Source organism: Helicobacter acinonychis (assembly GCF_900461455.1).
Classification (GTDB): Bacteria; Campylobacterota; Campylobacteria; order Campylobacterales; family Helicobacteraceae; genus Helicobacter; species Helicobacter acinonychis.
Genome location: NZ_UGIA01000001.1, coordinates 973,068 through 998,441, shown reverse-complemented (window position 1 = coordinate 998,441; position 25,374 = coordinate 973,068). Strand labels below are relative to the sequence as shown.

General features: G+C 38.9%; 20 protein-coding genes, 3 tRNA genes and 3 pseudogenes. 12 read left to right on the top strand and 14 right to left on the bottom strand.

The window, feature by feature from the left end; all coding sequences use genetic code 11:
- Position 1: 1 nt before the first annotated feature.
- Both DYI00_RS04775 and DYI00_RS04770 read right to left on the bottom strand, forming a co-directional pair.
- On the bottom strand, positions 2-673 hold the full coding sequence (locus DYI00_RS04775; RefSeq protein WP_011577356.1) for an amino acid ABC transporter permease: 672 nt from the start codon (positions 671-673) through the stop codon (positions 2-4).
- 1 nt (position 674) lies between these two features.
- The gene (locus tag DYI00_RS04770; protein WP_041600177.1) at positions 675-1,328 is read right to left on the bottom strand and encodes an amino acid ABC transporter permease; all 654 of its coding nucleotides are present in this window, start codon (positions 1,326-1,328) and stop codon (positions 675-677) included.
- Between the two features lie 191 nt (positions 1,329-1,519).
- Here DYI00_RS04770 and DYI00_RS04765 point away from each other — a divergent pair, with 191 nt between their 5' ends.
- Positions 1,520-3,583: a carbon starvation CstA family protein gene (locus DYI00_RS04765; protein ID WP_011577358.1), complete on the top strand. Its 2,064-nt coding sequence runs from the start codon at positions 1,520-1,522 to the stop codon at positions 3,581-3,583.
- Positions 3,584-4,068: 485 nt separating this feature from the next.
- On the opposite strand, the gene DYI00_RS04760 is transcribed toward DYI00_RS04765, so the two are convergent.
- A complete protein-coding gene (locus DYI00_RS04760; RefSeq protein ID WP_104709255.1) occupies positions 4,069-5,487 on the bottom strand; it encodes an outer membrane family protein in 1,419 nt (472 codons plus the stop codon).
- A gap of 345 nt (positions 5,488-5,832) precedes the next feature.
- Positions 5,833-5,917 (bottom strand) — tRNA-Leu (locus DYI00_RS04755).
- Positions 5,918-6,107: 190 nt separating this feature from the next.
- Between DYI00_RS04755 and DYI00_RS04750 the strand changes: the two genes are divergently transcribed.
- From DYI00_RS04750 to truA, 4 genes are read left to right on the top strand one after another with little or no spacing between them, the layout of a single operon-like run.
- A complete protein-coding gene (locus DYI00_RS04750) occupies positions 6,108-7,133 on the top strand; it encodes a ribonucleotide-diphosphate reductase subunit beta (protein ID WP_011577360.1) in 1,026 nt (341 codons plus the stop codon).
- Positions 7,134-7,142: 9 nt separating this feature from the next.
- Positions 7,143-7,772 (top strand): protein-L-isoaspartate O-methyltransferase, encoded by a 630-nt coding sequence (gene pcm, locus DYI00_RS04745; RefSeq protein WP_011577361.1) that lies wholly within the window; start codon positions 7,143-7,145, stop codon positions 7,770-7,772.
- Between the two features lie 19 nt (positions 7,773-7,791).
- Complete coding sequence (locus tag DYI00_RS04740; RefSeq protein ID WP_041600178.1) at positions 7,792-8,829, top strand: LptF/LptG family permease; 1,038 nt, start codon at positions 7,792-7,794, stop codon at positions 8,827-8,829.
- A gap of 1 nt (position 8,830) precedes the next feature.
- Positions 8,831-9,559 carry a tRNA pseudouridine(38-40) synthase TruA gene (gene truA, locus DYI00_RS04735; protein WP_011577363.1) on the top strand — a complete coding sequence of 243 codons (729 nt, stop codon included), beginning with the start codon at positions 8,831-8,833 and terminating at the stop codon, positions 9,557-9,559.
- On the opposite strand, the gene galE is transcribed toward truA, so the two are convergent.
- Positions 9,553-10,587, bottom strand: a complete 1,035-nt coding sequence (gene galE, locus DYI00_RS04730; protein WP_011577364.1) for a UDP-glucose 4-epimerase GalE — start codon at positions 10,585-10,587, stop codon at positions 9,553-9,555. The two genes, truA and galE, sit on opposite strands and share 7 nt — an antisense overlap.
- Before the next feature lie 127 nt (positions 10,588-10,714).
- Here galE and DYI00_RS04725 point away from each other — a divergent pair.
- Together DYI00_RS04725 and DYI00_RS04720 are read left to right on the top strand one after the other, a co-directional pair.
- Positions 10,715-10,791 (top strand) — tRNA-Ile (locus tag DYI00_RS04725).
- Positions 10,792-10,807: 16 nt separating this feature from the next.
- Positions 10,808-10,883 (top strand) — tRNA-Ala (locus tag DYI00_RS04720).
- A 137-nt stretch (positions 10,884-11,020) separates the two neighbouring features.
- Here the strand turns inward: DYI00_RS04720 and tpx are convergent.
- A pseudogene (gene tpx / locus DYI00_RS04715) lies at positions 11,021-11,524 on the bottom strand (thiol peroxidase).
- A gap of 214 nt (positions 11,525-11,738) precedes the next feature.
- On the opposite strand from tpx, the gene sodB reads away from it, so the two are divergent.
- Together sodB and cmoA are read left to right on the top strand one after the other, a co-directional pair.
- Positions 11,739-12,386 carry a superoxide dismutase [Fe] gene (sodB, locus tag DYI00_RS04710; protein WP_011577366.1) on the top strand — a complete coding sequence of 216 codons (648 nt, stop codon included), beginning with the start codon at positions 11,739-11,741 and terminating at the stop codon, positions 12,384-12,386.
- A gap of 53 nt (positions 12,387-12,439) precedes the next feature.
- Complete coding sequence (cmoA, locus tag DYI00_RS04705) at positions 12,440-13,159, top strand: carboxy-S-adenosyl-L-methionine synthase CmoA (protein WP_011577367.1); 720 nt, start codon at positions 12,440-12,442, stop codon at positions 13,157-13,159.
- A 5-nt stretch (positions 13,160-13,164) separates the two neighbouring features.
- On the opposite strand, the gene DYI00_RS04700 is transcribed toward cmoA, so the two are convergent.
- The 3 genes from DYI00_RS04700 to zapB are packed head-to-tail and all read right to left on the bottom strand — an operon-like array spanning position 13,165 to position 15,485.
- Positions 13,165-15,024 carry a primosomal protein N' gene (locus DYI00_RS04700; RefSeq protein WP_011577368.1) on the bottom strand — a complete coding sequence of 620 codons (1,860 nt, stop codon included), beginning with the start codon at positions 15,022-15,024 and terminating at the stop codon, positions 13,165-13,167.
- Entirely contained in the window at positions 15,009-15,245 is a 237-nt protein-coding gene (locus DYI00_RS04695; RefSeq protein ID WP_011577369.1) for a hypothetical protein, read from the bottom strand. The genes DYI00_RS04700 and DYI00_RS04695 overlap by 16 nt, the downstream gene beginning before the upstream one ends.
- A 12-nt stretch (positions 15,246-15,257) precedes the next feature.
- Positions 15,258-15,485, bottom strand: coding sequence for a cell division protein ZapB (gene zapB / locus DYI00_RS04690; RefSeq protein WP_011577370.1), 228 nt, complete (start codon positions 15,483-15,485; stop codon positions 15,258-15,260).
- Positions 15,486-15,554: 69 nt separating this feature from the next.
- Here zapB and DYI00_RS04685 point away from each other — a divergent pair.
- The 3 genes and pseudogenes from DYI00_RS04685 to uvrB form a co-directional block, all read left to right on the top strand.
- Positions 15,555-18,004 (top strand): annotated as a pseudogene (locus DYI00_RS04685) (DUF3519 domain-containing protein); the annotation flags it as partial.
- A gap of 85 nt (positions 18,005-18,089) precedes the next feature.
- Positions 18,090-18,365: pseudogene (locus DYI00_RS04680) on the top strand (hypothetical protein); the annotation flags it as partial.
- A gap of 83 nt (positions 18,366-18,448) precedes the next feature.
- Positions 18,449-20,425, top strand: coding sequence for an excinuclease ABC subunit UvrB (gene uvrB, locus DYI00_RS04675; RefSeq protein ID WP_011577373.1), 1,977 nt, complete (start codon positions 18,449-18,451; stop codon positions 20,423-20,425).
- On the opposite strand, the gene DYI00_RS04670 is transcribed toward uvrB, so the two are convergent.
- The 5 genes from DYI00_RS04670 to DYI00_RS04650 all read right to left on the bottom strand — a co-directional run bounded on the left by DYI00_RS04670 (position 20,422) and on the right by DYI00_RS04650 (position 25,363).
- On the bottom strand, positions 20,422-21,255 hold the full coding sequence (locus tag DYI00_RS04670; protein ID WP_011577374.1) for an outer membrane protein: 834 nt from the start codon (positions 21,253-21,255) through the stop codon (positions 20,422-20,424). The genes uvrB and DYI00_RS04670 overlap by 4 nt on opposite strands.
- 110 nt (positions 21,256-21,365) lie before the next feature.
- Positions 21,366-22,688 (bottom strand): adenylosuccinate lyase, encoded by a 1,323-nt coding sequence (gene purB, locus DYI00_RS04665; protein WP_011577375.1) that lies wholly within the window; start codon positions 22,686-22,688, stop codon positions 21,366-21,368.
- Between the two features lie 92 nt (positions 22,689-22,780).
- On the bottom strand, positions 22,781-23,725 hold the full coding sequence (locus DYI00_RS04660; protein WP_011577376.1) for a thiamine pyrophosphate-dependent enzyme: 945 nt from the start codon (positions 23,723-23,725) through the stop codon (positions 22,781-22,783).
- A gap of 12 nt (positions 23,726-23,737) precedes the next feature.
- Positions 23,738-24,961 carry a 2-oxoacid:ferredoxin oxidoreductase subunit alpha gene (locus tag DYI00_RS04655; RefSeq protein WP_011577377.1) on the bottom strand — a complete coding sequence of 408 codons (1,224 nt, stop codon included), beginning with the start codon at positions 24,959-24,961 and terminating at the stop codon, positions 23,738-23,740.
- A 9-nt stretch (positions 24,962-24,970) separates the two neighbouring features.
- Positions 24,971-25,363: a 4Fe-4S dicluster-binding protein gene (locus DYI00_RS04650; protein ID WP_011577378.1), complete on the bottom strand. Its 393-nt coding sequence runs from the start codon at positions 25,361-25,363 to the stop codon at positions 24,971-24,973.
- Between the last annotated feature and the right edge of the window lie 11 nt (positions 25,364-25,374).

The following is a 25,374-nucleotide window of genomic DNA, read 5'->3' as shown; positions in this document are numbered from 1 at the left end:
TTTACCCTCTAATGTATTGGAATTTTTTTTCTAAATAGGAACTATATAGGCTCAAACTATAACATAAACTAAAATAAAACATTAAGATAACGCCATAAACCACAAAGCTCGCATTAGGCATGCGCAAGAGGTTAAGCTCTATGATTTGTTGGCCTACTTTTAATAAATCAATCGCTCCAATAAGAGAGACTAAAGCCGTGGTTTTAATCATGCGCGTGAATAAATTAAGAATTGAGGGCAATAAAGACAAAAAGCTTTGGGGGAAAATAATGTTAAAAATAACCCTTTTTGAATCCATGCCTAAAGCCAAAGCGCTTTCTACTTGGTGTTTGCTCACGGAAGTTAAAACCCCTCTGGTTAAATCCATCATTTCAGCGCTACCCCACAAACTAAAAACGACAATGCTCGCCAAAATTGCACTAATATGCAAATCAAACAAGCTCGCTAACCCAAAATACACGATAAACAGCCATGCTAAAAGTGGGATAATGCGAATGCTTTCCAAATACACACGGCATATAAAAATTAAAAATTGAGAGCCAAACGCCATCAAACTCCCCAAAAGCACCCCAAAAATGATTGAAACAATTGCAGAGCTAAGAGCGATTAAAAGAGTGATTTCAAACCCCTCTAACAAACGCTTAAGGTTATCTAACTCTAATAAAACCCCCATTTTAAGCCACTTTCTTTTTAAAAAAACGCTCTAAGATCACAAATAAAACGCTCAAAGGGAGCAAAACGATCAAATAAGTGATGCTTAACATTAAAAGGTTTTCAGTCGTTTTATAATAAATGCCAATAAAATCTTTTGCCACAAACATAATATCAGTTAAGGCTATCGCGCCTACCACAGAAGTTTCTTTGAGTAAAAAAATCACATTCGCCCCTATGGAAGGCATAGAAACGCTCAAGCTTTGAGGTAAAACAATGTAATACAAAAGCTTCAAAGGGCTAAACCCTAAACTCAAAGCGCTTTCTCTTTGAATGGAAGCCAAGCTCTTAAACCCAAGCAAAAAACTTTGACTCATATACCCCCCACCTAAAAACCCTAACGCTAAAATCGCACATTCTAAAGCGCTCAAACCGATTGCATTCAACCCATAATACAAAAAGAAAAGCTGGATGAGTAGGGGCGTGTTCCTAGCGATTTCACCATAAATATAAACTATAGGAGAGATAAAGCGCATTTTAAAATACAAAATAACCGCACACAAAAACCCCACGATAAGCGAGAGTAAAATCCCAAAGAAAGAAACATAAAGCGTGAGTTCTAATCCCTTAAGAAACGCAGGGATGGAGCGATACATAAAATCCCAGTCTAATGCCATTATTTTGCCTTAATGAATGCCCTAAAGTGTTTAAAAATAGCCCATGTTCTAATTGTTACTAAAAGGCGTTTGGATAAACTCAAGCCTTCAATAAAAAATCCATGAGCTATCTTTTGCTTCTACTCCAAAGAAAATCTGAATTATAATAAAAAAACGGCTGAAAGCAACAACAATCATTAAATGGAGAGGACATGCAAAAAAGTTTAGTTTCTTTGGCTTGGGTTTTTGTCGCTATTTTAGGGGCGATTTGTTTAGGGGTGCTAGCCCTACATAAGGGTGAGAGCATCAACACACTATGGCTTGTAGTAGCGAGCGCTTGTATTTATAGCATAGGCTATCGTTTTTATAGCCATTTTATTGCTTATAGGGTGTTAAAGCTAGATGACAACAGAGCCACGCCTGCATGCATAAGAAATGATGGCAAGGACTTTGTGCCTACGGATAAAGCGATCACTTTTGGGCATCATTTTGCCGCTATTGCTGGGGCTGGCCCTTTAGTAGGTCCGATACTAGCCGCTCAAATGGGTTACTTGCCCTCTATTTTATGGATTTTGATAGGCTCGGTTTTAGGGGGTTGTGTGCATGATTTTGTCGTGCTTTTTGCGTCCATTAGGCACGATGGCAAGTCTTTAGGCGAAATGATCAAGCTTGAAATGGGTAAATTCGTAGGAATGATCGCCAGTTTAGGCATTTTGGGGATCATGCTTATTATCATTGCGATTTTAGCGATGGTGGTCGTCAAGGCTTTAGCGCATTCGCCTTGGGGCTTTTTTACGATTGCAATGACTATTCCCATTGCGATTCTTATGGGGATTTACATGCGATTTTTCAGACCGCATAAGATTTTAGAAGTTTCTGTTATTGGCTTTGTGCTGTTGCTTATAGCGATTTATGCGGGTAAATATGTTTCTTTAGATCCTAAATTAGCGTCAATCTTCACTTTTGACGCTAGCTCTTTAGCGTGGATGATCATGGGTTATGGTTTTGTGGCTTCTATTTTGCCGGTATGGTTTTTACTCGCTCCACGAGATTATTTAAGCACTTTTTTAAAAATTGGCGTTATAGGGGTGTTGGTTGTAGCTATTATTTTTGTCGCTCCACCCTTACAAATCCCTAAAATCACGCCCTTTGTAGATGGCAGTGGACCTGTGTTTGCAGGAAGTGTGTTCCCTTTCTTGTTTATCACGGTGGCTTGCGGGACAATTAGTGGCTTTCATGCCTTAATTTCTTCAGGCACGACCCCTAAAATACTCGCTAAAGAAAGCGATGCAAGGCTAGTGGGCTATGGCTCTATGGTGATGGAGAGTATTGTGGCTCTTATGGCGTTAGTGTGTGCAGGGATTTTGCACCCAGGGCTTTATTTCGCTATCAATTCGCCAGAAGTGAGCATTGGTAAAGATATAGCTGATGCGGCTTCGGTGATTAGCTCATGGGGTTTTAGCATTAGTGCTGAAGAAATCAATGAAATGACCAAAAACATTGGCGAAAGCTCTATTTTGAGCCGCACCGGTGGGGCACCCACTTTTGCGATTGGTTTAGCGATGATCGTGTATCACATTTTAGGGGATCCAAGCGTGATGGCGTTTTGGTATCATTTTGCGATTTTGTTTGAAGCTTTATTTATTTTAACCGCCGTGGATGCAGGCACACGAACCGCTCGCTTTATGATTCAAGATTTGCTCGGTAATGTTTATAAGCCTTTGGGCGATCTTAGCTCTTATAAGGCTGGGATTTTTGCCACTCTTTTGTGCGTGGTAGGGTGGGGGTATTTCTTGTATCAAGGCACGATTGACCCTAAAGGGGGGATTTATACGCTATGGCCTTTATTTGGCGTGAGTAATCAGATGTTAGCGGGCATGGCGTTGTTGTTGGTTACGGTGGTGTTGTTTAAAATGGGGCGTTTTAAAGGGGCGATGATAAGCGTTTTGCCGGCAGTCTTGATTTTGGCTATCACTTTTTATAGCGGTATTTTAAAGGTGATGCCAAAGAGTGATGATAGCGTGCTTAATAATGTTTCGCATGTGGCTCAAATGCAAATCATTAAAGAAAAAATAGCGATCACTACCGATGAAAAAGCGCTCAAAACACTCCAAAAATCCTTTTTTAACCACATGATTGATGCAATTTTGTGCGTGTTTTTCATGTTTGTAGCGTTGTTGGTGTTAGTTGTAAGCGTTAGGATTTGTTCAAACGCGTATTTTAAAAATAAAATTTATCCACCGCTGGCTGAAACCCCTTATATTAAAGCCACTTGAATAAAGGGGGTTTAAACCCCCTTATTGCAAACCTATAAAATCTTATAAAGAGCTATAAAATCATTTAAACTTTTGCTATATTTGTAACCTTTTTATAACCTTTAAGGGGATAATAGGGGGGTTTTGAAATAATTCTTTCCTTAACGCCTTAAGATCTCCCTAACCAAAGAGCGCTTTTTGAAGAGGTTATCGCTTGATTAAAATCAAGTTCTTTACTATTCAATAAAAAATGCTAAAAACATTTTTTAGATTTTAAAGATTATGAATTTTTGCTTATGCGATTTACAAAAAGAGTTTTTGCTTGAGTTTTGCATTATTTTGCATTATAGAGATTAGAGAGATAGCACCGAAGATACCTAATTATAGGAGTAAGCATTTAAAAAAGGATGCTTACCATATTTTGTTATCGGCATCTAAAAAACACGCTACCATATCATAGAGTAGCGCTAGAAAGACGCATGCTATTATTTTGTTATTCGTAGCATCTAAAAAGACGCTACCAAGGCCGTGTATAACGCACTCCTATCAGAATAAAGAGCCGGAAAGTCTTTAGGCACAGGCCCATTTTCACCGGCTTTAAAGCCTTTATTGGTGTGTATGCCATAATACACAAGATCAATGCCACCGCTCAAGTATTCAGAGAATTTATACCCTAAAGAGAGCATCGCTCTCGCCTCCCAAGAAACCACAGAAGTGGAATATTGCGTAGCGAATTTCCATGTGAATTTTTTCACAAAATGAGCACCCCCACAAGACACTAAAATCGTAGAAGCGTTTCTTTTAAGAGCCGTGCCTGAAAAACCCGCATAGACGCTGTTATTCCCAGTCATCACACCGCTTGGATTCCCCATGTTGCCTATCCAACCATTAGCGTTTTGAAAGACTTGATAAAAGGCGATTGATACATTGTAATTGTTTATATCGAAGCGTTGGCGGATCATGAGATTTTGCCCATATCGAGTGGCTGGGGTGTCGTATCTATACACCGGACTCCCATTAGCCTTAACGATCATCCAAGGGTAGTAGATAGGGAAAAACCCTGTGATAGTCGTATCCGAGCGAAAGCCTGTGCCGCTAAAGTTAGGGTTAGAGTTCCAACCAACCTTAACGCCTGGAGCGTTGAAAATTTGAGGCGAAAGGTAATAAAAAGCCTCTACAACAAAACGCTGTGGATTATAAGTGAGCTGCACCGCATGCGTGCCATAAAGCACCTTCTCCCCATGCTTGTCATAACCCCCTTTATCGTTTTTGGTAAAGCCACCGCTATAAGTGGTCCTAGCGGCAAACCAATCCATCATAAACGAGCCATAAGCGAACGCCCTCCCAAAAGAGCTAAACCAAGTCAAGCGTGCTTTTTTGTATTGCCCAGAGACCTGAAAGCCTTGCGTTTGACCGCTCTTAAAAGGCATGGTGGAGAGATAGCGCCCACCTTTAAATTCAAAATAATCTTTATAGCTGTATTCTAAATACGCATCGCTAAAGACATAGTTGCGGACATTTTCGTTGTATTTTCTGTTTGCTGTCGCTAAATCATCGGTTTGTAAGATATTTGTATAACCCCCCATAAACCCATCATAATAACCAAAGAGATTATAAGCCACAGAGCCGTCTTCAAACTTCTTCGTGCCGTCATAGAAAATGGACCCTACCATGCCTCCTATTTTGCCTTTTAAGGCATGATCGGACACTTTTTTAGGTAGTAGGTTAAAACCAAGCCCTAAATAACCCGCAATCGTTGCAAATTGTTGCATAGGATAGATGCCTCTTGCTTTATTAATCTTGTGTTGGTTGAAACCAATCGTGCTAGATTGATCCACAAAGCCATTGAGTTTGGCTTCAAAACCTTGCAAAGAAGCGTTAAAAACCGCTCCACAGAATAGAAACGCCTGCCATGATTTTTTCATGAGCACCTCCTAAAATGAGATTGATAAACACAAACGCCCTTAATGATAAATCTATTCTTTGGTTTTTATTATTCTTAAATTTAGAGTATTGTAGTATGTAAAGTAATGCATAGGATGAGAAAAATGGATTTTAAACGCCAAAAAAATTTAATTTGTGAAAAATATACTCTTTTTTGAACTTTAATGGCTAACATGCAGCGCTAAACCCATTATGATGGTTTCCACATATAAGTGCTTTACAACGCTTTTTCATTTGGTGGTTGGGTAATATTGTTAAAGATTATGGTAATCAAACAAGTTTAAAGCAAGCTATCACAATAAGCGGTAAGTGAAAAACTAAAGTCGTGGTGCGGAAGAAAGGAATCGAACCTTCATGCCTTGCGGCGCTAGATCCTAAGTCTAGTGCGTCTACCAATTTCGCCACTTCCGCACACCATCGCGTATATATAATATAAGAATAGAAAATAAAGAAGCGACATTCTAGTTTTTTAATCCTTTAAAAATACTGAAAAAAATTGAAAAATTTGAGTTTTTGTTTGCTTTTAGGGGGTTTTAAATTCTTTTAAGGTATTCTAATAAGACTGTTAATAGATAGTTTTTAAGCAAAAATAAGGAACCAAATGGAAGTTTTACGCAAGAAAATTTACAACCCCGATTCTACAGAAAGTGTGAATGAAAGAAAGATTTTTGGGGGCAATCCTACAAGCATGTTTGATTTGAATAAAATCAAGTATCAATGGGCGGATCATTTATGGAAAACGATGCTCGCTAACACCTGGTTTGCTGAAGAAGTGAGCATGAATGATGATAAAAGAGATTATTTAAAATTAAGTGCAGAAGAAAAGATCGGCTATGACAGAGCTTTAGCGCAACTCATCTTTATGGATAGCTTGCAAACCAATAATTTAATTGATAATGTCAATCCCTTTATCACCAGTCCAGAGATTAATTTGTGCTTGGTGCGTCAAGCTTATGAAGAAGCCTTACACAGCCATGCGTATGCGGTGATGGTAGAAAGCATTAGCGCTAATACCGAAGAGATTTATGACATGTGGCGTAATGACATGCAATTAAAAAGCAAGAATGATTATATCGCGCAGGTGTATATGGAATTAGCCAAAAACCCCACAGAAGAAAACATCCTCAAAGCACTTTTTGCGAATCAAATTTTAGAGGGGATTTATTTTTATAGCGGGTTTAGCTATTTTTACACTTTGGCTAGGAGTGGTAAAATGCTCGGATCAGCGCAAATGATTCGTTTTATCCAAAGAGATGAGGTGACGCATTTGATCTTATTCCAAAACATGATCAACGCTTTAAGGAATGAAAGAGCGGATTTATTCACACCGCAATTGATTGATGAAGTCATAGAGATGTTTAAAAAAGCGGTAAAAATTGAAGCTTCGTGGGGGGATTATATCACGCAAGGTAAGATTTTAGGGCTTACCTCAAGCTTGATTGAGCAATACATCCAGTTTTTAGCGGATAGCCGTTTGAGTAAGGTGGGTATCGCTAAAATTTATGGCGTCCAACACCCCATTAAATGGGTAGAAAGCTTTTCAAGTTTCAATGAGCAACGCTCTAATTTCTTTGAAGCTAGGGTGAGCAATTACGCTAAAGGGAGCGTGAGTTTTGATGATTTTTAAGGGGTTTGTTTGAATAGTATCAAAAACCATTTGATGTGTGAAGAAATCCATAAGCGTTTTCATTTGCACCCTAAAGTGAGAAAGGCCATGGAGAGTATTGAAAGAGAGATCTTTGTGCCAGCCCCTTTCAAGCATTTTGCTTACACTTTGAACGCTCTTTCCATGCAGGCACAACAATATATTTCTTCGCCCCTAACCGTGGCTAAAATGACGCAATACCTAGAAATCGATCATGTGGATAGTGTGCTAGAAATTGGCTGCGGAAGTGGCTATCAAGCGGCGGTGCTGTCTCAAATTTTTAGGCGTGTTTTTAGCGTTGAAAGGATTGAAAGCCTGTATATAGAAGCGCGTTTGCGCCTTAAAAATTTGGGTTTAGAAAATGTTCATGTCAAATTTGCTGATGGGAATAAAGGCTGGGAGCAATACGCTCCTTATGATAGGATTTTATTCTCTGCTTGCGCGACTACTATCCCGCAAGCACTTATTGATCAGCTTGAAGAAGGTGGGATTTTAGTTGCACCCATTCAAGAAAATAACGAGCAAGTGATCAAACGATTCGTGAAGCAAAATAACACCTTGTGCGTCCAAAAAGTGCTAGAAAAATGCTCATTTGTGCCTGTTGTAGATGGGGTGCAATAAAAAGTGGAAAAAGATTAAAATGGTTAAACGCTACCTTTTTATGGCGGTTTCGCAAGTCTTTTTTTCTTTCTTTTTAGTACTGTTTTTTATCTCTTCTATCGTGCTATTAATTAGTATCGCAAGCGTAACACTTGTGATTAAAGTGAGCTTTTTGGATCTAGTGCAACTTTTTTTGTATTCCTTGCCTGGAACTATCTTTTTTATTTTGCCGATCACTTTTTTTGCGGCTTGTGCTTTGGGACTTTCAAGGCTTAGTTATGACCATGAACTATTAGTCTTTTTTTCTTTAGGGGTTTCGCCTAAAAAAATGACTAAAGCGTTTGTGCCATTAAGTATTTTAGTGAGTGCGATTTTATTGGTGTTTTCGCTTGTTTTAATCCCCACTTCCAAGAGCGCTTATTATGGGTTTTTGCATCAAAAAAAGGACAAGATTGACATTAATATAAGAGTGGGCGAGTTTGGGCAAAAATTAGGCGATTGGCTCGTGTATGTGGATAAGGCTGAAAACAATTCCTATGATAATTTGGTGCTTTTTTCTAATAAAAGTCTCTCTCAAGAAAGCTTTATTTTGGCTCAAAAAGGCAATATTAACAACCAAAATGGCGTGTTTGAATTGAATTTATACAAAGGGCATGCGTATTTCACTCAAGGCGATAAAATGCGTAAAATTGATTTTGAGGAATTGCATTTACGCAACAAGCTCAAGTCGTTTAACGCTAACGATGCGTCTTATTTGCAAGGCACGGATTATTTAGGTTATTGGAAAAGAGCTTTTGGTAAAAGCGCTAATAAAAGTCAAAAACGCCGTTTTTCTCAAGCGATTTTGGTTTCATTATTCCCTTTAGCGAGCGTGTTTTTAATCCCTTTATTTGGTATCGCCAACCCACGATTCAAAACGAATTGGAGTTATTTCTATGTCCTTGGGGCGGTTGGGATTTATTTTTTAATGGTGCATGTGATTTCTACCGATTTGTTTTTGATGACCTTTATCTTCCCCTTTATTTGGGCGTTTGCCTCTTATTTGTTGTTTAGAAAATTCATTTTAAAGCGTTATTAAAATGCGTTGTTTTAAGGCTACTATCGCTTATGATGGGGCGTATTTTTTAGGCTATGCCAAACAGCCTGACAAACTTGGCGTGCAAGATAAAATTGAAAGCGCTCTAAATTTGCTAGGGATTAAAAGCGTAGTGATTGCAGCCGGTCGCACCGATAAAGGCGTGCATGCAAACAATCAAGTGCTATCTTTTCATGCTCAAAAACACTGGAGTGCTGATAAGTTGTTTTATTATCTAGCCCCTAAACTCGCTCCGCATATTGTCTTAAAAAAATTAGAAGAAAAAAATTTCCATGCTCGTTTTGACGCTCAAAAAAGAGCGTATCGCTACCTTTTAACTAAAAGTTTAAAAACACCTTTTTTAGCACCTTATATCGCTTGTGGGGATTATGGATCATTAGATTCATTAAACACCGCTTTAAAGCAATTTATAGGCAAGCATGATTTTTCCATGTTTAAAAAAGAAGGCGGGGCGGCAACCAACCCCAAACGCATCATTTTTAACGCGTTTGCTTATAAGGCTTCTATCATGGGGCATGAGTGCGTAGTGTTTAAAATTATCGGCGATGCGTTTTTGCGCTCTAGCGTGCGTTTGATCATGCAAGCATGCGTTCAATACTCCTTAGAAAAAATCACGCTCGCTGAAATTAAAACACAAATCAATAACATCAAAGCCACCATAAGAACGCCCATAATGGCTAACGGATTGTATTTACATAGGGTGCATTATTGAAATCTTAAAAGGTGTTCTTCCCAAGCCAAAGCGCTTTTGATGATGGTGTCTAGGTTGTTATAAAGGGGTTTGAAAGAGGTGTTTTGTAAGATTTTAGCGTTATTGGCAATAAGGCTTGCTGGATCGCCTTGTCGTTTGTCTAAAATCTCTACTAAAAAATCGTTGTTTGAGATTTCTTTAACCTTATTAATCACTTCTTTCACGCTATGCCCTTGATTGTAGCCGACATTATAAATTTCGCTCTTATTTTGTTCTAAAAGAGCCCGATAGCTCGCTAAATGTGCATTAGCCAAATCATCTACATGGATATAATCCCTAATGCATGTGCCATCTCTTGTGGGGTAATCGGTGCCAAAAATCCCCATTTTTTTCCTTTTCCCCACCGCGCATTCGCATGCAATTTTGATTAAATGTGTGGCGTTTAGGGTGCGCTGACCCAAAGTGTAGGGCGTAGTATAATCATTTTGCATGCATGCCCCAGCCACATTGAAATAGCGCAAAATAACGCAGTTAAAATCCGCCACTTTAGAAGCGTCTAATAAAATTCTCTCACTCATCATTTTAGACGCTCCATAAGGATTGATGGGGTTTAAGGGGCTTTCTTCGTTCAAGCTTGAATTGGACTCGCCATAAACCACGGCTGTGGAAGAAAAAATAAAACGCTTGATGTGGTGTTTCAAGCAAAGTTTGACAAGCTCTAAAGTGTTAAGCGTGTTGTTGGTGTAGTATTCTAAAGGCAAGTGCATTGATTCTTCTACGGAGATTTTAGCCCCAAAGTGTAAGATAGTCTCAATAGGATCTTGTAATTGTTGCTTATTCAAAAATGCGTCTAATTTTTGCGTCTCATTCAAATTCGCTTGAATAAACATGACTCTATTAAGGTAGTAATGCTCCAATGCTTTGATATGCTCTAAAAAACCGGTGCTTAAATCATCTACAATAATGATGTTTTCTGTGGTATTTTCTAAAAACGCCCTTGCGGTATGCGAGCCTATGTATCCGCATGCCCCTGTGAATAGTAATGCCATAAAACCCCTTTAATAATGAAAAAATAACAAGTATTCAAGTATTATAGCATCATAATCTCATTTATTTTTTAAGGATTTTTTAAGGAAGTTTAATCTACAATTTCGTCTTTAGTTTTGATTAGTTTAAGGGCTTATAGCTCAGGTGGTTAGAGCGCACCCCTGATAAGGGTGAGGTCGGAGGTTCAACTCCTCCTAAGCCCACCATTCTTTCACAATCTTTGGGGAATTAGCTCAGTTGGGAGAGCGCCTGTTTTGCACGCAGGAGGTCAGCGGTTCGATTCCGCTATTCTCCACCATGTTTTTCTTTTGGAGTTTCTTTTTGTATAGTTCTTGCTAGAATGGATTGGATTTTGTATTGTTTAAAAAACAATATTTTATAGCGGAACTTATTTTCTTAAGAGAATAGGGGATTTTGGATAATTCTCTCCCTTATTTATTGTTTCAACACTTTTAAAAGCACTTCATAATTGGGCTCTTCTAAAAGGTTTTTAACGATTTCTTTATAAATAACCACCCCTTGAGTGTCAATCGCAAACACCGATCGAGCGAGTAAGCCTTGCAAAGAGCCCTTGCCTAACAGCACGCCGTAATTTTCCCCAAAAGCCTTATACCTAAAATCGCTCAAAATTTTCAAATCCTTGATGCCTTCAGTGCCACAAACTTGCCCTTGAGCGGAAGGCAAACCACAGAAACCACCCTAAAACTCACAGAAGCCAACTCGCTCGCTTGCTCATTAAAGCGTTTGGCTTGGAGCAAGCAAACTTACCCAACTAGAGTAGAGAGCGTGCTGATGACTTGAAAATGCACACCAAGATGGAGTAAATTAACTCCTTGCAAATCGTTGGTTACGAGTTTCACATCTGGAGCTTTATTGCCCACTTTTAGGGTTTTCCTCTCTAACTTGGTATGTTTCTTTTTTGAAAGTAACTTTTTCTATTGTTGATCCTTTTTGTTTGGTTGTGTTAGAATAGTAGTCAATTAAGATTAACTTTTAAAAATTTTAAAAGGTTTTGTTTGAAAAGGCTGTTTTCATTCCAAAAAAATCCCCTAAAATCCACAAAATTTGTATAACGATCAATTTTTAAGAAAAGATTTACCAAAAAGCCTTAAAAAATGATTATAATACGGTCATATAATCACAAGGAGAAAACATGTTTGTATTGAGAGAATTGCCTTTTGCTAAAGACAGCATGGGAGATTTTTTAAGCCCTGTAGCGTTTGATTTCCATCATGGGAAACACCACCAAACTTATGTGAATAATTTGAATAATTTAATTAAAGGCACGGAGTTTGAAGAAAGTTGCCTATACACCATTTTGACAAAGTCTAGCGGAGGCGTGTTCAATAACGCCGCTCAAATCTATAACCACGATTTTTATTGGGATTGCTTAAGCCCTAAAGCGACTGCTTTGAGCGATGAATTAAAAGAAGGTTTAGAAAAAGATTTTGGCTCACTAGAGAAATTTAAAGAAGAATTCATTAAGAGTGCGACCACTTTGTTTGGCTCTGGTTGGAATTGGGTGGCGTATAATTTAGACACTCAAAAAATTGAAATCATCCAAACTAGCAACGCTCAAACTCCAGTAACAGATAAGAAAGTGCCGCTTTTAGTGGTAGATGTGTGGGAGCATGCTTATTATATTGACCATAAAAACGCACGCCCTGTGTATTTGGAAAAATTCTATGGGCATATTAATTGGGATTTTGTCTCCAAATGCTATGAATGGGCGAAAAAAGAAGGTTTAGGATCAGTGGATCACTACATCAACGAATTGGTGCATAAACATAAAAAAGCTTAAGCACTATTTTAATAGGGTGGTTTAAAGCTTTATTAAACCACGCTTTTTGTTCGATGAAGGACACTCTTTTTAATGAAGCCCTAGGCAAACGCTTTTGTTTTGATGAAAGAGTCGCCCATGTTTTTGATGACATGCTAGAGCGCTCTATCCCTTATTACCATGAAATGTTAAATTTGGGGGCGTATTTTATCGCTCAAAATTTGAAAGAAAGCATTAATCCTAAACCCTTGATTTATGATTTGGGTTGTTCTACCGGAAACTTTTTTGTCGTGCTTAACAAACAAATCCAACAAGATATTGAGCTTATAGGGATTGACAATTCCATGCCCATGCTCAAAAAAGCGCAAGAAAAATTAAAAGATTTTAAAAATACCCATTTTGAATGCGTGGATTTTTTAGAGATTGACTTTAAAGAAGCGAGTGCATTTTCATTGCTTTTTGTGTTGCAATTTATCCGCCCTATGCAAAGAGAAGTGTTGCTCAAAAAGATTTATAACAGCCTTGCGTTAAATGGGGTTTTATTGGTGGGCGAAAAAATCATGAGTGAAGATAGGATATTAGACAAGCAAATGATAGAGTTATACTACCTTTATAAGCAAAATCAAGGTTATAGCCACAATGAAATCGCTTTCAAAAGAGAGGCGTTAGAAAATGTGCTTGTGCCTTATAGCTTGAAAGAAAATATCGCTCTTTTAGAAAGCGTGGGGTTTAAGCATGTGGAAGCGTTGTTTAAATGGGTGAATTTCACGCTGTTAGTCGCCAGAAAAACCTAAATTTTTTAAAAAATATCCATAGGATCCATATTCACGCTGCAAGGGATATTGGGGGTGGCTTTTAAAAACGCATGCACGCTTTTGACTAGGCTTAAAGGGTTTTTGGAGCGCAATAAAATAAGGTAGCGATAAGAGGAAGCGATTTTTTCAATGGGGGCTTTAAAGCTAGAGAGCGTTACGCCCTTTTCTAAACACAAAGAAAGGATTTGAGAAGCTTTTAGGCTTAATTGTTGGGCTTTTTCTTCGTTTTTATGCTTAAATTCCAACAAACATAGCCTTGAAAAAGGCGGGTAGAGTTCGCATCTTTCTTGCAATTCGTATTGTAGAAAATCTTCATAATCTTCTAAAAAGCTCTCTAACAAACCCCCTTCAATGCTTTGAATGAACACTTGGCCAGAAATTTGTCTCGCGCTCCTTCCGGCGATTTGATGCAACAGTGATACGCCTTCTTCTAAAGCCCTATAACTACTAGATTTAATAATATTGTCTATGCCTAAAATAACCGCTAAACTCACTTTAGCGTAATCATGCCCTTTGCTTATCATTTGCGTGCCGATTAAAATATTGGTTTTTTGGGCGTTGAAGTCATTCAAAATATTATGGAGTTTTTTTGGCGTGCTAGTGTGATCTTTATCTAAAATCGCTATTTTAACCCCCTCTAAAAGGCTTTCTAATTCCTTTAACACTTGCATGGTGCCTATCCTTTTACCCACTAAGACTTCGCTTTGACACGCGCTACAAATTTTAGGGATAGGGCTTGAATAATGGCAATAATGGCACATGAGTTTGTTAGTTCTCAAATGCAAACTCATATTCACGCTGCAAAAGGGGCATTGAACGCTTTTGTAACAATTTTGACACAACAAGGTTTTGAAATTAGCTCTTGTAGGCACAAAAATAATGGCTTGCTCGTTTTTGTCTATCACTTGTTTTAACGCTTCTAGGAGTTTTGGCGTGATAAAATTTGGGGTTTTTTCAAAAATAATGTTTTTTTGTGTGGGGATGTAGCGCCCCTTTAGGCGCACTAAAGCCTTATCTTTAAAGCGTTTGTAGCTACTCAAACTTGGCGTAGCAGAGCCTAAAACCACTTGAATAGGGAATTTATGGGATAAATACAAGCATAAATCCCTAGCGTTATACATAGGGCTTTGCTGGGATTTATAAGAAAAGTCATGCTCTTCATCTACAATAATCAAGCCTAGCTCTTTGAGGGGTAAGAATAACGCGCTTCGTGTGCCTACCACTAATTTTATTTCTTGTGAGTAAAGCTTTTCTAAAAATTGTTTTTTTTGAGTTAAAGAGAGTTTGCTATGCCACAAGCCTAAATTTTCTTTAAAGACTTTTTTAAGGCGCTGTTGTATTTGAGGGGTGAGAGCGATTTCTGGCACCAATAATAAAGCGCTTTTTTTTTGCTCTAACATTTGAGCGATTAAATGCATATAAATTTCGGTTTTCCCACTACCTGTATCACCAAAGAGTAAGCTTGCGGAATGTTTTTGCAATGCGTTTAAAGCATTGGTTTGCGTTTGGCTTAACCCATTAAGATTGGGCTTAATTTTTTCTAATTTTGCAACATCGCATTCTTTAAAGGGGGCAAAAAGGCTTAAGACTAAAGAGAGACTAGCAGAGTAATATTGAGCGATAAATTCAGCAAGTTCTATTTGAATGGGGAGTAAAAAATAAGGGGTTTTTTCTAGCTCCAAGCATTCAAAAGAGGGTTTTGAAACTTCTTCAAGAATGACGCCTAAAAGCGTTTTATTCCTTAAATTAATATTGACTAACACTCCTTTTTGGTGTTGTTCTTTAGAAAAATAGGTTAAAGGGGGGGTTTTATTTTTTAAGGGAGCGATTAAGTAGTAGAACATGATGAGATTTTTTCTAAAAGCTTTTGGAGTTCATTGTGCAAGTACTCGTTTTGACAACGTTCATGTAAATAATCCTTTAAAAGCTCTAATGCGTTTAATTCTTGGTTGTGGAAACGCTCTTTTAGGGTGTGTTTCATCTCATCGCTAAAGGTGTTATTGAGAGAGATTTTATAGCGTCTGCCTAAATAAGTGATTTCTAAGCTATTGTTTTCTAAAGACATGTTTTTAATGGTTTATGACAATAAATCAGAGATTTTGTCATAAAGACCTTGGATACCCTTATCTTTAGCGCTCAACTCATCGTATAAAATAGCGATTTGAATGTCTTTTTCTTCATTTTGCGTGTTTAGTGTGGTGTTTGCTTGGCGTAAAGCGTTTAATTCTTCTTCTTGTTTTTTGATTTTTTCAATCAGTTCATCAATTTTAGTGCCTAATTGGTTTAACAGACTTAGAGATTGCATAATAAACCTTTCATTGTTTTTAGAAGATATTATATCAAAGCTATTTGATTATCGCATAAACGAATAGCTAAGGAAGCGCTAGAGAAGCTCTTGCAAGAAAGGAACGGACAAGTTGCAGGTGTAGCGTATAGGGAGGATTTAGGAGGGATTGATTTGGTGTGGGGGAATAAAAAGACTAAAGACAGCAACGGATATGGTTTAGCTCATATATCAGAAAAGAGAGAAAAACAATACAAAAGGTTAGGATTGACACCAGAACAAGCCAAAGAAAGGACTAATGAATTATTAAAACAAATACCAGAAGTGATAGAGAAAGGTATTAAAGATGATGATTATATTGGGCATGCGACCATAAGATATAATGATATTGAAGTGGGTTTAAGTAGTCAAAAAGGAAATACGCCTTTAAAAAATCATCATATGATTACAAGTTTTGAAAGAGATGAAAAGGTTTTAAGGGAGTCAGAGACCATTGCGACACTCTCTAACGATTACAGAGATGGCATCAACTATAGCATCTCAAGCCTTGAACCCCATCCTAGCGCAAACGCGCTTAAAACGCAAGAGTCTTTATTAAAAAAACCAGAAAACCCTAACGAATTGACACCAGAAACTCCAAATTTATCCCCCCACAAACAAGCTAACGCCGAAAAGCTTGCGAAGTTAGAACGAGAAGCACAAGAAAGCGAACAGGAATTTTTAAAAGCCAAAGAACAAGAAGCTAAAAGGAAAGAAGCCTTAAAACGCAAATTAGAACACGAGCGCGGCAACGCCGGTAACCTTGAAAGCCAGACTAAGATAGAAGTGGGAGAGGATATCCCCACACAGATTTTAGCGAGCATCCCTAAGAGTCGGGTGCGCTTGAACGAAAGAGAGATTTACGACTTAGACTACGCGATCGTGAATGCAAAAGATCTAAAGCCCAGTTTCACTACAGGAGGCACGCAAAAGCGCACCGCCATGAACGAAGAACAGATCCAAAGCATCGCGCGGAATTTTGACCCTAAAAAGATATTCGGGAGCGGAGGGTTTGAAGACTTGCCCATCATCTTGCATGACGGGCAGGTGATCGCGCCCAACCACTGGGTAGAAGGCATGCTCAACTTCACGCCTAAAAGCCGATACGCTTACGATAAAGCGATCAAAGAATACTACCGCGTCCACCTGAAGCCGGATGAATTGTTAGTGAGAATCCCCCACAAACGCTTGAACCACACCGAGATCAACCATTTAGCGGCCGCGTCCAATCAAGGGCACTTTAACAGCGAAAGCGATCACGCGTTAGCGGTTTTGAGCCATTACGAAGCGAAATTAAAAGAATTAGAAAAGAAATTAGACGCTGATAGCATCTACTCATTAAAAAACATCGTAGCTAAAAACCTGAATTTTGATAAGGCCTCCCACCCTATCGTAACCGACAGCAATTTAGCGTTGCTGATGTTCAACATGCCAAGGACCAAAACCCAAGGCATAGAATTACTGAACCGATGGCAGAAAGAATTTTCTAACGACATTAAAAGCTATGAAAAGGTGAAAAAAATGTTTGCAGACAACGCTGGGAGTTTCCATAACCTCATTCATGACATGAACCTCCCTAAAGTGAGCCTGAACGCTTATTTGAGCGGCATCATGGATCGCGCTTTCGCGAACATGAAGAAATACCCGACCACGAGCGAGGGCTTGAAGGATTTGAGCGAGAGATTCTACCAAACAAGCTCCTTAGGGGTGTTTGAAAAATCCGATCAAGCCGTCAGCGATATCAGCGAGATCTTAGGCGCTGGGTTTGCCCGGTTTGCACGCTTGGATGATCCGAGCAAGGCGTTGTTTGAAGCCTTAAAGAGCGATAACATCAAGAAAGGCTTGAAAGAATTCAAGATCGCTGATGAGGCTAAGGACATGTTTGATCCCAACAGCAAGGAATTCAAGGACATTGACATTTACGACTTCACGCGTTACCTTTTGATGGTCAATAGGGAGCCGAATGAAAATAATCCCGCCTTAGAGCGCTTGCTGAAAGCCGTGAAAGCCTTGCAAGAAGAGTGCCATGAAGCCTTGAAAGAAACCAGCAAGAAAACGATAGAATAAGAAACTCAAAAACGATCGTTTGAAGTCATAGAAGACAAAGAAGCGTTTTTGAAATCCTTAAGTGCGATCAAACCCATGCCCTTACCCCAAAAGATCGATACGGATAGCTTTTTGAGTGCTTTGAACGGAGTCAAAAACAAAGAAAACTTCATCAAACACTTAAAAAGCAAGCCTGACAGCAAGCATAGATTAGCGGTTTTGCACTTAGTCGAACCCACCTTGAAAGAACCCAACATGACGCTCATTTTCAAACAGCAAGGCCAAGAAGTGAAGAAAGAGCATATCAAGGCGTTTCAAGGCGATCCTAAAACGATTTACTATTTTTTAGTCACGCAAGATAATGATAGTAAGATTATAACAGGATTGAAAGTTAAGATAAGTACGATTAAAGCAGAGATTGACAAGGCGGACATACCCACTCTTTCATTCCGTAGGCAAGAACGCTTAAAGAATAAGCCGACGGAGTGGGCTACCATTGAAATGTTACCACAAAAACTTTAACCAGTCAAGGAGGCATGCATGAACACCCTTAACTTACCTGACAGCGTGCTAGGAATAAGCGAACAACCGCGAGTCAAAGAACTCATGAACGCGTTGTTAAAAGAATTGCAAGACGCTTTAAAAGAAAACAGCCACTTTACCGATCAAGTCCGGCTCAGCCTTAAAGGCATCGTTAGGATTTTAGAAGTGCTTTTGAGTTTGGATTTTTTCAAAAACGCCAACGAGATTGATAGCAGTTTGAGGGATTCTATTGAGTGGCTCATTAACGCCGGTGAGCAGCTAAACAAACGATTGTTATCAAAACATTGATTTTTTTGAGTTTGAATAAGGCGTGTTAAAAACTACTATAATACCCCTAAAAAATGCGAGTTTAAAAGATGCCATTATTTGATTTAAAAAGCCCTTATTCACTAGCTGGTGATCAGCCCCAAGCCATAGATACCTTAACGAAGAGCTTAAAAAATAAAAACCATTACCAAACTCTCGTGGGCGTTACAGGGAGCGGTAAGACTTACACGATGGCTAATATCATCGCTCAAACCAACAAACCCACTTTGATCATGAGCCATAATAAAACCTTATGCGCACAGCTTTATAGCGAGTTTAAGGCGTTTTTCCCGCACAATAGAGTGGAGTATTTTATCTCCCACTTTGATTACTACCAGCCTGAGAGCTATATCCCTAGAAGGGATTTATTCATTGAAAAAGACAGCTCTATTAATGACGATTTGGAGCGTTTGAGATTGAGCGCGACCACCTCACTTTTAGGTTATGACGATGTGATTGTGATAGCGAGCGTATCGGCTAATTATGGTTTGGGTAACCCTGAAGAATATTTGAAAGTCATGGAAAAAATCAAAGTGGGTGAGAAGCGTGCTTACAAGAGCTTTTTACTCAAACTAGTGGAAATGGGGTATAGCCGTAATGAAGTGGTGTTTGATAGGGGGAGTTTTAGAGCGATGGGGGAATGCGTGGATATTTTCCCCGCTTATAATGATGCAGAATTTATTAGGATTGAATTTTTTGGCGATGAGATAGAAAGGATTGCGGTCTTTGACGCCTTAGAAAGAAATGAAATCAAGCGATTAGATTCTGTCATGCTTTATGCGGCTAGTCAATTTGCAGTAGGGAGTGAGAGGTTAAATTTAGCCATTAAAAGCATTGAAGATGAGCTTGCTTTAAGATTGAAATTTTTTAAAGAGCAGGATAAAATTCTTGAATACAACCGCCTTAAACAACGCACCGAGCATGATTTAGAAATGATTAGTGCAACCGGTGTGTGTAAGGGTATTGAAAATTACGCACGCCATTTTACAGGTAAAGCCCCTAACGAAACACCTTTTTGTTTGTTTGATTATTTAGGGATATTTGAGCGAGAGTTTTTAGTCATTGTAGATGAAAGCCATGTGAGTTTGCCGCAATTTGGGGGGATGTATGCAGGGGATATGAGCAGGAAAAGCGTTTTAGTGGAATATGGCTTTAGATTGCCTAGTGCTTTAGACAACCGCCCCCTAAAATTTGATGAATTTATCCATAAAAATTGCCAATTCCTTTTTGTGTCCGCTACGCCCAATAAACTAGAATTAGAGCTTTCTAAAAAGAATGTCGCTGAGCAAATCATTCGTCCTACTGGGCTTTTAGACCCTAAATTTGAAGTGCGAGACAGCGATAAACAAGTCCAAGATTTATTTGATGAAATCAAATTAGTGGTGGCTAGAGATGAAAGGGTTTTGATTACCACGCTCACTAAAAAAATGGCAGAAGAATTGTGTAAATACTATGCTGAATGGGGCTTGAAGGTGCGTTATATGCATAGCGAAATTGATGCGATTGAAAGAAATCACATTATCCGCTCTTTAAGGCTTAAAGAATTTGATGTTTTAATAGGGATCAATCTTTTAAGAGAAGGGTTGGATTTACCTGAAGTGTCTTTAGTAGCAATCATGGATGCGGATAAAGAAGGGTTTTTAAGGAGTGAAACAAGCCTCATTCAAACCATGGGGCGAGCCGCTAGAAACGCTAACGGAAAGGTTTTATTATACGCTAAAAAAATCACTCAAAGCATGCAAAAAGCCTTTGAGACCACTACCTACAGACGCGCCAAGCAAGAAGAATTTAACAAACTCCATAATATCACCCCTAAAACCGTTACACGCGCTTTAGAAGAGGAATTGAAATTAAGAGATGATGAGACTAAAATCGCTAAAGCTTTGAAAAAGGACAAAATACCTAAAAGTGAAAGAGAGAAAATCATTAAAGAGTTGGATAAAAAAATGCGAGAATGCGCGAAAAATTTGGATTTTGAAGAAGCGATGCACTTGAGAGATGAAATCGCTAAATTAAGAACGCTCTAAAAACTATAAGTGTAGTTGAAATAAATTGCATAATTGCGCCTGAAATCAACCCGATACAACAAGCTATTAATCCCATATTCCAAAAATCGCAAAACTTTTAGGACATATTCGTTGTTGTTACTGATATTATTCATAGAATAATAATGGTTAAAATAATAAGTAGGGATTTTAATCCCAAAGCCAAATTGGTTGTGTTTATTCCCTAAACGAACCCCTAAATTCACTAAAAACTGGAAGCCATTTGGATCCACTTTTCCGCCAAAAGTGTCTTGAAGAAGTGCTTGATATAATAATGCATCACTCACTTTATCATACACTCCGGCAAATGCAATCCCTAGATTAAACCCAGCAAAAAACTTATCCCCATTATAAGCGTTGAGCAATGCATCCATATAAGTGCCATAAGTGGAAATGATAATGGACTGCGATTCTTTGGAGCCATAAAGAGAGGCACTCAAGTCATAAAATAGCCCCCACCTAAAGCCAAACCACTTCGTTTCTTCATGCTTACCCACCCATTTATAGCCCACTTGGACGCCAAGACCATTAGACACATACGAATTTTTAAAAACAGGGCTTAGACTATCGCTAAAAATGATCTGACTCTTACTAAATTGTTGGAATAAATTCAAATTGCTAAAGTTGTGCTGAATGCTCCCTAATTGATACCCAAGCCCTAAATAAAACGCCGATTGATCCGCATAGCGTTTGATAGGCGAAACCACCTTTTTATTGGCAAAAGTATAATCCCCCTTAGTCAAAACATCTTTAAAACTATCCGCATGCAGGGCATAAGAAAGCCCCAAAATTAAACATAATACTCGCTTCAAAAATCCCCTTTGAGTGAAATTTTAATTTTTTAAAAAATGAAAACTTTATTTTATTATTTTAAACTTTATCACTCAATGAATAAAGCCAAAATTTTTTGTAAAATCGCGCCTTATTCAAACACCCTTTTAAAAATCGCATCTACATTTTTAGTGTAATAGCTATAATCAAAACACGCTTTGATTTCATCCTTGCTCAAATATTTTTTCAAGCGTTCATCATCAAGCAGGGCGTTCAAAAACAAATTTTCATCAGCGTTTTTAAAGGTGCCTTGTTGCAAAACTTCCCATATTTTCATCGCATTTTCTTGCACGATTTTATAGCTTTCTTCTCTGCTCAAACCTTTTTTAGGCAATTCTAATAATACTCGTTGCGAAAAGACTAACCCCCCACTCAAGGCTAAATTTTTAAGCATGTTCTTGGGATAGACCACTAAATTTTCAACCACGCCATTCAAGCGGCTGAGCATAAAATCGCTAGTGATAAATAGATCGGGTAAGGCAAAACGCTCCACAGAGCTATGGCTCATGTCTCTTTCATGCCATAGGGCAACATTTTCTAGCATAGGGGTCGTAAAAGAGCGAATCACCCTACAAAGCCCAGTGATATTTTCGCTCAATATGGGGTTTCTTTTATGGGGCATCGCAGAGCTTCCCTTTTGCCCTATTGAAAAGTATTCTTCCACTTCATAGACTTCACTGCGTTGCAAATGGCGGATATTGATAGCGATTTTTTCACAACTGCTCGCTAAAAGAGCCAAATCGCATGCAAGCCTAGCGTAGCGATCTCTTTGAATGACTTGATTGCTGATACTGGCTGTTTTTAAACCTAAAAATCCGCACGCTAATTCTTCTAATTCTAAGGGAGCGTGCGCGAAATTCCCCATAGCTCCACTAATCGCCCCCACGCTAATAAACTCCATCGTCAAATCCAAGGCTTTTAAATGCCGTTTGATTTCATCAGCAAAAAGGGCTAAAACTAAACCAAAAGTGATGGGTTCGCCAAACACCCCATGGCTTCTGCCTACCATTAGCGTGTCTTTATGCTCTAAAGCCCTATTTTTAAGTGTTTCATAGAGGTTTTTAACGCTTTTTTGAATGAGCTTTAAACTTTTTGTCATCAATAATGCCATAGCTGTGTCAATGCAATCACTAGAAGTGATGCCATAATGAAAAAAGCGAGACTCTTCGCCCAAGCTTTCAGCCACGCACATAGTGAAAGCGATTAAATCATGTTTAGTGGTCTTTTCAATTTCTTTGATGCGCTTCAGGTTAAACTTCGCTTGAGAGCAGATTTTTTCGCAATCGCTATCATTGATTTGTCCAAGCTTATTCCATGCCCTAACCACAGCTTTTTCCACTTCTAAATAGGTTTCAAACTTGGTTCGCTCGCTCCATAAGGCTTTCATTTCTTCATTCGCATAGCGTTCTAACACCAACAATCCTTAAAATCTAGAATTTATTCGAAAGGGGTAAAATCAAGGGGATAAAAGATGCACCCAAAAAGCCCCTTGATTTGATTGAAGAGTTATACTTTAGCTTCTTCTCTGCGTTGCAAGTATTCCCAACGCTCATTCACATCTTTTTGCAATTCTTCAATGACATGCTCGTTTTCCTTTTTGAAAAGGTGTTTGAAGCGTTTTTGTGCCCCTAAATAATCCCTTACAGGAATGATATTTCTTGGGCGGTAAGTGATTTTTAATTCTCTGCCATTAAAAATTTCAAATAAGGGGAACATCAAGCTATCCACAGCCATATCCGCTAATTCAATGGTTTTATTGGATTCAAATTTCCATTCAGTTGTGCATGGGCTAAGAGCGTTAATAAAGCAAGGCCCTTCAGTGTCTAGTGCAGTTTTAATCTTTTTGTTCATGTCTTTCCATTTGTTAGGAGAGAGTTGTGCCACATAAGGAATTCCGTGGCTTGCCATGATATTGACAATGTCTTTTTTCTTTTCTTTTTTGCCAAAGCTAACTGATCCCGCTGGCGTGGTGGAAGTGCTTGCCCCTAATGGCGTAGAACCGCTTCTTTGACCACCGGTATTGGCGTAGTTTTCATTATCTAAGCAAATATAAGTCATGTCATGCCCTCTCTCCATGCAACCGCTGATAAATTGAAAACCAATATCATAACTAGCCCCATCGCCTCCAAACGCCACGAATTTGGGCTTTTGACCATTATAACGACCCTTATTCACTAGTGCCTTATACATAGCCTCTACCCCTGAAATAGCCGTAGAGCCATTTTCAAAACCAATATGAATCCAAGGCACATCCCATGAAGTGTGCGGATACACAGCCGAGCATACTTCTAAACAACCGGTAGAATTACCTAAAACAATAGGCCCATCTACGGCGTTTAGAACTTCACGCACGATAATGCCATGCCCACAACCTGGACAAAGCAAGTGCGAGCCTTGGAATTTTTCAGCACTTTGGCTAAAACCTTTGAGTGTTTTGACTTCTTTTACCATGATATTTCCTTTTTAAAAAAAGCTTATTTTAGGACCGCGCAAGCCTACGAATTGTTGGGTAGGGTGCGTGAGCGTGCTTTTAAGAGCGTCTTCATTGATTTCTTCAAAAATCTCGCATAAATGCGCGATCGTCATATCCCTTTCGCCTAAACCATAGATATAGTTAGACACTACCGGATGTTTAGTCCCTTGGGTTTGATACACCGCACTCGTTACTTCATTAAACATCGCCCCCATAGCACCGGCTGGAGAGCTTTTATCCAAAATTGCTAAAGCTTTAAGATTTTTCAAATCCTGCCCCAATCTTTCATAAGGGAAGGGGCGTAAAGAATGGATGGTCGCCACGCCGGCCTTAATGCCTTTTTTACGCATTTCTTTAGCTGCTACGATAGCGGATTCATAAGTAGTCCCTAACGCAAAGATAGCGATTTCAGCGTCTTCTAGCTGGAAAGTTTTGGTTAAATGGTATTGCCTGCCTGTCAGTTTAGCGAAATCATTAAACACTTCTTCAATCACAGAAGGCGCGTTCATGATCGCATGGTGGAGTTGGGCTTTATGCTCATAATGCCATTCTTCTTCAGCTTGTGCTCCATAGCTTACCGGTTTATCAAAATCTAAAAGGGAATGTTTGGTTTGGTATTCGCCCACAAATTGATAAGCCACTGCATCGCTTAAGGGACGGACATTTTGCACGGTGTGTGAGCATAAAAAACCATCTTGATTGACAATAGTAGGCACGCGCACCTTTTGATGCTCTGCGATCCTAAACGCCATTAAAGTGAAATCATAGGCTTCTTGAGGGTTGCATGTGCATAAACTTATCCAGCCAGAATCCCTACTCAAATACATATCAGAATGATCGCCATGGATATTTAAAGGGGCTGCTAAAGCACGATTGACCAAGTTTAAAACAATAGGCAAACGCATGCCAGAGGCTTGGTATAAAACTTCTACCATTAGCGCTAAACCTTGAGAGCTAGTCGCAGTGCTCACCCTTCCTCCAGCAGCGGCCGCTCCTACGCATGCACTCATAGCAGCATGCTCAGATTCCACTAAAACAAATTCGCCATCAATATAGCCATTATCCTTAAATGAGCCATAATTTTGTACGATGGGCGTCGATGGGGTGATAGGGTAGGCTGCGATGACATCAATTTGAGCCTGTCTTAAAGCGTTAGAGCTAGCGGTATTGCCATCCCACACTTCTATTTCTTGCAATTCAATACTTTTTGCCATATTTTTTCCTTATGATTTTTTCTTTTCTTCTTTTTGCGGCCATTGAGTGAGTGCGGTGGCAGGCTCAATTTGTTCTTCAAACATCCATAGCGATTTAGGGTTGGTGGGGCAGACACTCACGCACACGCCACAGCCCTTACAATGAGAATAATCTACACCCTTTAACTTGCCCTCTCTTGAAAGAATGGCAGCGTCTGGGCAATAAACCCAACAATTAAAGCAATTGATGCAAATGTTATTATTATGCACAGGCTTAGCCACACGCCAATGAGCCACTGAAGTGGTGAAGTAACTTTGCTTTGTGTAATGGCGCTCATCGTTGTGTTTTTCTATTTCGCTTTGCGCGTTTTTTTCAAAAGGGAATAGCACCGCTCCCATTTCAAATTCATTCCAATCTTTCATCTTTTTTCCTT

Excerpts from the sequence above, each read along its gene's own strand:
- DYI00_RS04775 (WP_011577356.1), bottom strand. The coding sequence starts at position 673 with ATGGGGGTTTTATTAGAGTTAGATAACCTTAAGCGTTTGTTAGAGGGG.
- DYI00_RS04770 (WP_041600177.1), bottom strand. The coding sequence starts at position 1,328 with ATGGCATTAGACTGGGATTTTATGTATCGCTCCATCCCTGCGTTTCTT.
- DYI00_RS04765 (WP_011577358.1), top strand. The coding sequence starts at position 1,520 with ATGCAAAAAAGTTTAGTTTCTTTGGCTTGGGTTTTTGTCGCTATTTTA.
- DYI00_RS04760 (WP_104709255.1), bottom strand. The coding sequence starts at position 5,487 with ATGAAAAAATCATGGCAGGCGTTTCTATTCTGTGGAGCGGTTTTTAAC.
- DYI00_RS04750 (WP_011577360.1), top strand. The coding sequence starts at position 6,108 with ATGGAAGTTTTACGCAAGAAAATTTACAACCCCGATTCTACAGAAAGT.
- DYI00_RS04740 (WP_041600178.1), top strand. The coding sequence starts at position 7,792 with ATGGTTAAACGCTACCTTTTTATGGCGGTTTCGCAAGTCTTTTTTTCT.
- truA (WP_011577363.1), top strand. The coding sequence starts at position 8,831 with ATGCGTTGTTTTAAGGCTACTATCGCTTATGATGGGGCGTATTTTTTA.
- galE (WP_011577364.1), bottom strand. The coding sequence starts at position 10,587 with ATGGCATTACTATTCACAGGGGCATGCGGATACATAGGCTCGCATACC.
- sodB (WP_011577366.1), top strand. The coding sequence starts at position 11,739 with ATGTTTGTATTGAGAGAATTGCCTTTTGCTAAAGACAGCATGGGAGAT.
- cmoA (WP_011577367.1), top strand. The coding sequence starts at position 12,440 with ATGAAGGACACTCTTTTTAATGAAGCCCTAGGCAAACGCTTTTGTTTT.
- DYI00_RS04700 (WP_011577368.1), bottom strand. The coding sequence starts at position 15,024 with ATGTTCTACTACTTAATCGCTCCCTTAAAAAATAAAACCCCCCCTTTA.
- DYI00_RS04695 (WP_011577369.1), bottom strand. The coding sequence starts at position 15,245 with ATGTCTTTAGAAAACAATAGCTTAGAAATCACTTATTTAGGCAGACGC.
- zapB (WP_011577370.1), bottom strand. The coding sequence starts at position 15,485 with ATGCAATCTCTAAGTCTGTTAAACCAATTAGGCACTAAAATTGATGAA.
- uvrB (WP_011577373.1), top strand. The coding sequence starts at position 18,449 with ATGCCATTATTTGATTTAAAAAGCCCTTATTCACTAGCTGGTGATCAG.
- DYI00_RS04660 (WP_011577376.1), bottom strand. The coding sequence starts at position 23,725 with ATGGTAAAAGAAGTCAAAACACTCAAAGGTTTTAGCCAAAGTGCTGAA.
- DYI00_RS04655 (WP_011577377.1), bottom strand. The coding sequence starts at position 24,961 with ATGGCAAAAAGTATTGAATTGCAAGAAATAGAAGTGTGGGATGGCAAT.
- DYI00_RS04650 (WP_011577378.1), bottom strand. The coding sequence starts at position 25,363 with ATGAAAGATTGGAATGAATTTGAAATGGGAGCGGTGCTATTCCCTTTT.